This is a genomic window from Streptomyces sp. ActVer (assembly GCF_027270795.1).
Taxonomy (GTDB): domain Bacteria; phylum Actinomycetota; class Actinomycetes; order Streptomycetales; family Streptomycetaceae; genus Streptomyces; species Streptomyces umbrinus_A.
Window position 1 is genome coordinate 1 of record NZ_JAPWHT010000435.1, and the last position, 8,647, is coordinate 8,647.

5 protein-coding genes and 2 pseudogenes are annotated in these 8,647 nt (G+C 70.8%); 2 read left to right on the top strand and 5 right to left on the bottom strand.

Features of this window, described 5'->3' with window-relative positions:
- Positions 1–186: pseudogene (locus O3Q52_RS42970) on the top strand (hypothetical protein); the annotation flags it as partial.
- Between the two features lie 76 nt (positions 187–262).
- Complete coding sequence (locus O3Q52_RS42975) at positions 263–1,081, top strand: SDR family oxidoreductase (RefSeq protein ID WP_269653961.1); 819 nt, start codon at positions 263–265, stop codon at positions 1,079–1,081.
- 96 nt (positions 1,082–1,177) lie between these two features.
- On the opposite strand, the pseudogene O3Q52_RS42980 reads toward O3Q52_RS42975, so the two are convergent.
- The 5 genes and pseudogenes from O3Q52_RS42980 to O3Q52_RS43000 form a co-directional block, all read right to left on the bottom strand.
- Positions 1,178–2,672: pseudogene (locus tag O3Q52_RS42980) on the bottom strand (SDR family NAD(P)-dependent oxidoreductase).
- Positions 2,673–2,831: 159 nt separating this feature from the next.
- A complete protein-coding gene (locus tag O3Q52_RS42985) occupies positions 2,832–4,175 on the bottom strand; it encodes a wax ester/triacylglycerol synthase family O-acyltransferase (RefSeq protein ID WP_269653962.1) in 1,344 nt (447 codons plus the stop codon).
- A gap of 165 nt (positions 4,176–4,340) precedes the next feature.
- Entirely contained in the window at positions 4,341–6,689 is a 2,349-nt protein-coding gene (locus O3Q52_RS42990) for a GH92 family glycosyl hydrolase (RefSeq protein WP_269653963.1), read from the bottom strand.
- A 131-nt stretch (positions 6,690–6,820) separates the two neighbouring features.
- Complete coding sequence (gene glgC / locus O3Q52_RS42995) at positions 6,821–8,041, bottom strand: glucose-1-phosphate adenylyltransferase (protein WP_189839342.1); 1,221 nt, start codon at positions 8,039–8,041, stop codon at positions 6,821–6,823.
- A 93-nt stretch (positions 8,042–8,134) separates the two neighbouring features.
- Positions 8,135–8,647: glycosyltransferase (locus O3Q52_RS43000; protein WP_269653964.1), on the bottom strand; the 513-nt coding region annotated here is incomplete at its 5' end.

Sequence of the window (8,647 nt, forward strand, 5' to 3'; positions counted from 1 at the left end):
CTCGTGGGCGACGTACGGGGCAAGGGCATGGGGGCGGTCGGCGTCGTCGCCGTACTCATCGGGGCCTTCCGGGAGGCGGACGAGGCCTCGTGGGCGTCCGGGCTCGACGCCGGGGTCCTGGAGGACTGGCGCACGGTACTGGAGCTGGTCGCGGCACGTCACGCACGACCCAGGACCGTCGGCTGACGACCCCACGCCCACCGCTCAAGCACGGTCCGACGCAAGCCTGTTGGCTGACGGTCCGTCATGAGACCGTACGCGGATGACGTCGTCGTACGGACTTGAGGGCAGGGTCGCCGTCGTCACCGGGGCCTCGCGCGGGATCGGGCTGGCCGTCACCGAGGGGCTCGTGGCCGCGGGGGCGCGGGTGTGCGTGACGGGCCGGGACGCCGAGGACGTGCGCCGGGCCGCCGCGAAGCTGGGTGCCGTGGGGATCGCGGGCACCATCGCGGACCCGGCACATCTGCGGGAGCTGACCGAGCTGGCGATGACCGAGTTCGGCCGTATCGACATCGTGGTGAACAACGCGGCGACCAACCAGCCCTACGGGCCGCTCATGGACGCCGACCCGGACCTCTGGCGCGAGGCGTTCACGGTCAACGTCGAGGCACCGCTGCGGCTGGTCCAGTACGCGTGGCGGGCCTGGATGGCCGAGCACGGCGGCTCGGTGATCAACATCTGCACCGAGGGCGCGGCACACGTGGGCCCGAACGTGGGCGCCTACGGCACAAGCAAGGCAGCCCTCCTCCACCTCACCCGGCAACTAGCGGGCGAACTGGCCCCCGGGGTCCGGGTCAACTCCGTCTCCCCCGGCCTCGTCCGCACCGAGATGGCCCGCTTCGTATGGGAACAGGCCGAGAACGAACTCGGGGCCGCCCTTCCCCTGGGCCGCATCGGCGAACCGGAGGACATCGCACGGGCGGTGGTCTGGCTGGCCTCGGACGCGGCGGAGTGGATCACGGGGACGGACTTGCTGGTGGACGGCGGCACGAGGGTACGAGCAGCGCACACGGCGGCAACCCCGTACGCCGTGCACGACCGCCTGCGCTCACAGACCCCGGGCGGCAGGGGCGCCCCTTAAGGGGCGCGGGGAACTGCGCGACCAGCCACAGCCGACCCGCAGCCCCCTCGCACGCTCAGGGCGCACTACCTGGGCCCCACGCAGCGGCCCCGGCGACTACCACTTGCCCGGGGCGTAATCCTTCAAGAACACCCCGTACAGGTCCTCGCCCTGCTCCCCCCGAACGATCGGGTCGTACACCCGAGCCGCCCCGTCGATCAGATCGAGCGGCGCGTGAAAGCCCGCGTCCGCGAGCCGCATCTTGTCCGGATGCGGCCGCTCATCGGTGATCCACCCGGTGTCGACGGCGGTCATCAGGATGCGGTCCTTCTCGAACATCTCCTGGGCACTGGTACGCGTGAGCATGTTGAGCGCGGCCTTGGCCATGTTGGTGTGCGGGTGGCCCGCACCCTTGTAGCCGCGGTTGAAGACGCCCTCCATGGCGGAGACGTTCACGATGTACGTCCGGTCGGCCCCGGCGGCCGACATCGCCGCCCGCAGCCGGCTGATGAGGATGAACGGCGCGGTGGAGTTGCAGAGCTGGACCTCCAGGAGCTCGACCGGCGTGACCTCCTCGACGGCCTGGATCCAGCTGTTGGTGTCGTGCAGGTCGGGCAAGGCCGCCCGCGTCGATGGCCGTACCGGCCGCGATCCGCTCAAGGGACGCCGAGCCGGAGACGAGAGCCAGGCCGGTGACGTCGTCGGCGGTCAGCGCGCCGCCCCCGGCGACCGGAAGCGCGGACACCGCTCCGGAGCCGAAGGTACCGATCACCTCGGCGGGCGGCAGTTCACCGGCGGGCAGCGGTCCCGACTCGGCGGCGAGCAGCTCGCTGTAGGCCCCCGGGGACCGGCGTACGGTCTGGGCGGCGTTGTTGATCAGGATGTCGAGCGGGCCCTCGGCGGAGACCGAGTCGGCGAGCGCGACGACCTGGGCGGGGTCGCGCAGGTCGATGCCGACGATCTTCAGGCGGCCGATCCACTCGTCGCTGTCGGGCATGGCCTTGAAGCGGCGGATGGCGTCGTTCGGGAAGCGCGTGGTGATCGTGGTGTGCGCGCCGTCCCGGAGCAGCCGGAGGGCGATGTACATGCCGATCTTGGCGCGGCCACCGGTGAGCAGCGCCCGCTTGCCGGTGAGGTCGGCGCGGGCGTCGCGGCGGGTGCGGTTCTCGGCGGCGCAGTTCTGGCAGAGCTGGTGGTAGAAGTAGTCGACCTCGACGTACCGCGCCTTGCAGATGTAGCAGGAGCGGGGGCGTTGGAGTATCCCCGCGATCTGGCCCTCGTCCGTCACCGACGACGGCAGGATGCCCTCGGTCTCGTCGTCGATGCGCTGGGCGGAGCCGGTGGCCGTGGACTCGGTGACCGCCTTGTCATGGGCGGTCTTGGCGGCCCGGCGCTCCTGGCGGCGGCGCTGCTTGACCGTGCGGTAGACGCCCGCGGTGGCCCGGCGCACGGCGATGGCGTCGGGGTGGTCGACCTCGATCTTCTCGAGTTCGTCGAGCACGCTGAGGCAGACGGCCAGCCGCTCCGGGTCGATACCGGGACCGTACGAGCCCTCCGGAGCCTCTGCCGTGTCCACGGCGGGGGCCGCCTGGCTGTCCTCTGTCACCGTCATCGCCGTTGCCGTTCCTAGGGTTCCGCGCCGCGCTCGAACCGCGCTCGCTTTCGAAGGCGGAATTTTACGGAGCCCAGGGCAAAGGCACCAAACCCGAGATGATCACCGGTCTCTTCCGGGGCCCGTGGCGGGCGGTCCACGGGACCCGGAAGCGGCGTCTCAGGGCAGGCAGGCGGCGAGCAGTTCCTCCACCTCTGCGGTGAGCGACTTGGCGAACCGCTCGAGATCCGGCACGGCCTCCGCGTCGGCGACGAGACCGTAGTGGACCCGTCCGCGGAAGGTGGAGACCGCGACCGCGAGGGACTGGCCGCGGGCCAGCGGCGCGAGCGGATAGACCTCGGTGAGCGGGCAGCCGCCGAGCTTCATGCCGAGGCTGGGCAGCGGCACGCTGGTGACCAGGATGTCGAAGAGCAGCCGGGCGGCCTGGCCGACGACGGGCCCGCCGAGCCGGTGGCCGAGCGCCGGCACATGGTCGGCAAGCAGTGCGACAGCGCCCGCGCCCCGGTTGGGACCGGCGTCCTTGTTGCGGTTCATGGCCGTCCGGACCGTGGCGAGCCGTCCGAGCGGGTCCGGGTCGTCGACGGGAAGCCGTATCAAGTAACCGGAGAGCCGGTTGCCCTGCGGGTGGGCGGTACGCGGGCGGCGCCGTGAGACGGGGATGAGGGCGCGGGGCGCCACGCCGTCGCTGCCGTCGCCGCGCTCGTCCAGCCAGCGGCGCAGGGCGCCTGCGACGACGGCGATCAGTACGTCGTTGACGGTGCCGCCGACGCTCTTGCGGATCTTGTGGATTTCGTCGAGGTCCACGTTGACGCCCGCGACGCGGCGGGTGCCGGTCGGCTCGGAGACCAGGGCGGCGGAGGAGCGTACGCCCCAGGTGGCGCGGGCGACGGAGGCGCCGATGTCGAGGGCACGGCCCACGTCGGAGAGCGTGCCGCGGACGAGTCCTGGCAGCTTGCGCACGTCGGGGAGTAAGCCGCGCGAGGCCTCCTTGGGACGGGGGCGGGGCGTCGGCATGTCCATGGGGTCCATGAGCGCCGCGGCGAGCGTCAGTGCCCGCAGTCCGTCGGCCAGGGCGTGGTGGAACTTGAAGAGCACGGCGAACGAGGTGCCGTCCACGCCGGGCACCACATGGGCCTCCCACGGGGGCTTTCCGCGCTCCAGGGGGCGTTGCATGATCGCGCCTGCGGCCGCGTGGAAGTCCGCGACGGGTGCGTGCAGCCGGATGTGGTCGAACGGTTCGAAGTCGGTCGCGGGTTCGCGGGTCGCGCCGCCGAAGGCGAAGGCCAGCGGCTGCCGCAGGTCGAACGGCTGCCAGATGTCGCGGATCCGCATCCGCAGCCCGGGGACGCCGGCCGCGCGGGCCGCGAGGAGGTCGGCCGCGTGCGCGGCCGCGGCGGGCGAGTTGGCCGCGAAGATACCGAGAGCCCCGAGGTGCATCGGGTGCTCCGCGGACTCGATGTTCCAGAACGCCAGGTCGAGAGGTGCGAGAAGGTCAGAGGTCAAGGGCTTGGCTCTCGCGTCGACGACGGGTGAGCCAGCAGTCAATCCCGGGCAGGCAATTACAGTCAAGCACGATCAAGCTACGCTCAGTTAACAGCAGATTAAGTCCCGCCACCGGTGGCGGTGGCGGGACTCGTGTGGTCTATGGGGTCAGCCGAGTGGGCGATGTCACTTCAGGACGGGCGGAGCGGCGTCCGGGGCCGTGCCCCAGTCGGACGGTTTCCCGCCCACTGTGAAGGCCAGTTCGCGGATGCCCCGCAGCTCGCCGGTCGTCAGGTACGTACGCTCGTGCGCGGCCCCGTCACCACGTACCGACCGGATGTACCGGCGCCCGTCGGAGACGTCCGGCCCGGCCGTCACGGTCAGCGCGCCGAGCGGGTGGTAGCGGCGGTCGAGCGTGATGTCCACCCGTTCGAAGACAGGTGTGGACAGGCCCCAGGTGTCGAATCCGGGCTGCACCGGGAAGATCCCGATGGACGACAGGACGTGCCAGGCGGACATGGTCCCCAGGTCGTCGTTGCCGGTCATGCCGGTCGGCGCGTCCGTGAAGAGGGTCAGCGCGGCGTGCACCACGTCGGTGGTCTTCCAGGGCGTGCCGGTCGACAGGTAGGTGTAGGGGGCAATCAGGTCGGGCTCGTTCTGGGGGTTGTACTTGTCGGCGTTGTAGTAGGCGTACGGCCCGTTGACCCACACCTCGCGGGCGGTCTTCGCGGGGTCCTTCATCAACTGGTCGTACGCGAAGAACGCGTCGAGCCGGTCGTTCGCCGCCTGCCTTCCGCCGATCAGGTCGATCATCCCGGGCAGGTCCTGCGGAACCAGCCACTGGTACTGCCAGGACGTGCCCTCGTGGAATCCCTCGGTCCTGGCCGGATCGGCCGCGCCCGTGAAGGCGCCCGAGCCGTCCCGTGCCCGGAAGAAGCCGGTCGAGGGGTCGAAGATACGGCGGTAGTTCTGTGCGCGGGCGGCGTACCGCTCGGCGTCCGCCTCGTGCCCGAGATCCCGTGCCATCTGGGCGAGCATCGCGTCGGACAGGGCGTACTCCAGCGTCGCGGACGCCCCGTGGTCGTAGTCCGAGTCGCCGGGCTTGGCGTGCGGGCGGCCCTTGAGGCGGGGCACGAATCCGTCGGCGATGTACTCCTTGTTGCCCTCCCGGCCCAGCGCGGGCGAGCCGGCGGGCGGCACCCCGTCGGCGTTCTTCTTCAGCGCCCGGTAGATCTCCTCCTCGTGCCCGTCCAGCAGGCCCTGCTGGTAGGCGTTGGTGAGGAACGGGGTGACCGGATCGCCGGTCATGATGTTGGTCTCGATCGTCCCGTAGCCCCACTTGGGCAGCCAGCCGCCCTCCTCGTCGATCTTCAGGACGGAGAGCGCCATGTCACGCGACTCGCGCGGCGCGAGCAGGGCGAGGAGCTGTGCCTGGGTGCGGTACGTGTCCCACAGCGACCAGTTCTGGTAGTAGGTGAAGCCCTTCTCGCGGTGGACCTTCCCGTCCCAGCCGGTGTAGCGGCCGTCCGCGTCGCTGCCGATGTTCGGCGCGAGGAAGGACCGGTAGAGAGAGGAGTAGAAGGTGCGTCGTTGCGTGTCCGCACCGCCGCGCACCCGTACGTCGTCGAGCCGGTCCTGCCAGGCCCGCCGCGCCGAGTCACGGACGCTGTCGAAGGAGCGTCCTCCTTCGGAGCGGAGGTTCACGGCGGCGCCGCGCGCGTCCACGTACGACAGCGCGGTGGTCGCCTCGACCGTGCGGTCCTTCGTCGTGTCGAAGCGGAGGTACGCGCCGCCTCGGCCCGTGCCGGTCGAGCGCGTCGAGCCCTCGGTGACCGTGTCGCCCTGCCAGGTGCCGGACGTGGTGAACGGCCGGTCGAAGCGGGTGAGGGTGTGGACGGTGTACGGCCCGGTGGCGCGGCAGAAGCCGCTGCCGGTGATCGAGCTGCGTACCGTGCGGTCGTCGAGGATCTCGATCGTCGTGGAGACCGTCTTGTGCAGCGACTGGCCGGCGTTCAGAAGGACGTTCGCCTTGTCCGTGGCCGGAAAGGTGTAGCGCTGCACACCGGTGCGCGCGGTGGCTGTCAGCTCGGCGTCGATGCCGCTCTTCAGGCCGACCTTGTAGTGGCCGGGGCTCGCCTTCTCCGAGTCGTGGCCGAACTCTGCGGCGTACTTCGTGTAGTCGGTCTGTGTGACGTCGCCCGTGGTCGGCAGGACCGGCAGATCCCCGCCCAGGCGACAGCCGACACCGGACAGGTGGACGAGGGAGAAGCCGCGGATGTGGCGCTGCGAGTAGTCGTAGCCGGTGTTGTGCCCGGTGTCCGGGGACAGCTGCACCATGCCGAAGGGCACCGCGGCGCCCGGGAAGGTGTTGCCCTCGTTCTGGGTGCCGATGAACGGGTTGACCAGTTCCGTGAGCCGGTCCTCCCCCGGCTCGGCGGCCCTAACGGCGGGAGCGGTGAGCCCGCCGCCCAGCCCGAGCAGGGCGGCAGCGATCACCGCTGCCGTACGCGGGCGCGGGCGTCCGGTCCATCTCATACGCAGGTCCTCCGTGTCGGGCTTGATCACCGTGCGGTCGTACTTATAAGACCGCTCGGCCCGCCCGTCACCTCGGACCTGCCGGGGTGGGCCGCGCCATTGCCACCCCGGCAGCCCAACGTGCCCGGCCGCTACGACACGTGCTGGCCCTTCCCGAGCCCGATCACACCGCCCTTGGAGACCGTGTAGAGCTCCTGGTCCCGCTCCGGGTTGACGCCGATCGTCGCTCCCGGGGGCACCTGTACGTTCTTGTCGAGGACCGCGCCGCGCACGACAGCGCCCCGCCCGATGTGCACGTTGTCGTGCAGCACCGAGCCCTGGACGACCGCGCCAGGGTCGACGACGACGCCCGGCGAGAGGACCGAACGGGTGACCTGGCCGCGGATCAGGCAGCCCGCGCTGATGATGGACTCGCTCGCCATGCCGCCGGCGTTGAAGCGGGCCGGCGACAGCTGGCCGGAGTGCGTGTAGATGGGCCAGCTCCGGTTGTAGAGGTTGAAGGCGGGCCGCTCGGCGATCAGGTCCATGTGGGCGTCGTAGTACGCGTCGAGGGTCCCGACATCACGCCAGTAGCCCTGGTCCCGGACCGTCTCGCCGGGCACGTGGTTCTGGCTGAAGTCGTACAGCTGGGCCTCGCCGCGGTCGGTGAGCGTCGGCAGGATCGAGCCGCCCATGTCGTGCACGGAGTTCTCGTCCTCGGCGTCCCGGTGCAACGCCTCCACCAGGGTCTTGGTGGTGAAGATGTAGTTGCCCATGGACGCGAAGACGCACTCCGGGTCGTCCGGGAGGCCCGGCGGGTCGGCGGGCTTCTCCAGGAAGCCCCGGACGCTCTGGCCGTCCGTCCCGGGAGAGATGACACCGAAGGCCGACGACTCGCTCCGGGGCACGCGGATGCCCGCGACGGTCACTCCCGCGCCGCTGTCGATGTGCTGGGTCAGCATCTGCCGCGGGTCCATGCGGTAGACGTGGTCGGCGCCGAACACCGCGATGTAGTCGGGCTGTTCGTCGTGCACGAGGTTCAGCGACTGCAGGAGCGCGTCGGCGCTGCCCAGGTACCAGCGCGGGCCGAGCCGCTGCTGGGCCGGGACCGGCGTCACATAGTTGCCGAGCAGGCTGGACATCCGCCAGGTCGTGGTGATGTGCCGGTCGAGCGAGTGCGACTTGTACTGCGTCAGGACGCAGATGCGCAGGATGTCGGCGTTGACGAGGTTGGAGAGTACGAAGTCCACGAGGCGGTACGTGCCGCCGAAAGTCACCGCGGGTTTCGCCCGGTCCGCGGTCAGGGGCATCAGCCTCTTGCCCTCGCCGCCCGCCAATACGATTCCCAGTACCGAAGGTCCACCGCGTCGCATGCCGCCGCCCCTCTACCGCCCGGTTCGGGCCACGTTCTTGAACTACACCTGCCAGAGGACTACCCCCGTGAGAGGGTGATCCGCGCCCGCGGACTACCCCTGTTTGAGGATTTCCTCGTACAGCTGGACGGTGCGCCGGGCCACGGCGTCCCAGCCGAACTCCCGCACCGCCCGTTCCCGTCCCGCCTCGCCCAAGCGCCGGGCGGCCTGCGGATCGGCGAGCAGCGAGTCGAGGGCACGCGCGAGCTGCGCCTCGAAGTCGTCCTCGACGGACACCAGCAGCCCGGTCTCGCCGTCCGCGACGACCTCGGGGATCCCGCCCACCCGCGAGGCCACGACGGCCGTGCCGCAGGCCATCGCCTCCAGGTTGACGATGCCCAGGGGCTCGTACACCGAGGGGCAGACGAACACGGCGGCATGCGTGAGCAGCTGGATCACGTCCGGACGCGGCAGCATCTGCGGGATCCAGTGCACGCCCTCGCGGACACCGCTGAGCTCCTGGAACAGATCGCGGAACTCCTGGTCGATCTCCGGAGTGTCGGGGGCTCCCGCGCAGAGGACGACCTGGGCGGCCGGGTCGATGTCCCGGACCGCGCGGAGCAGATG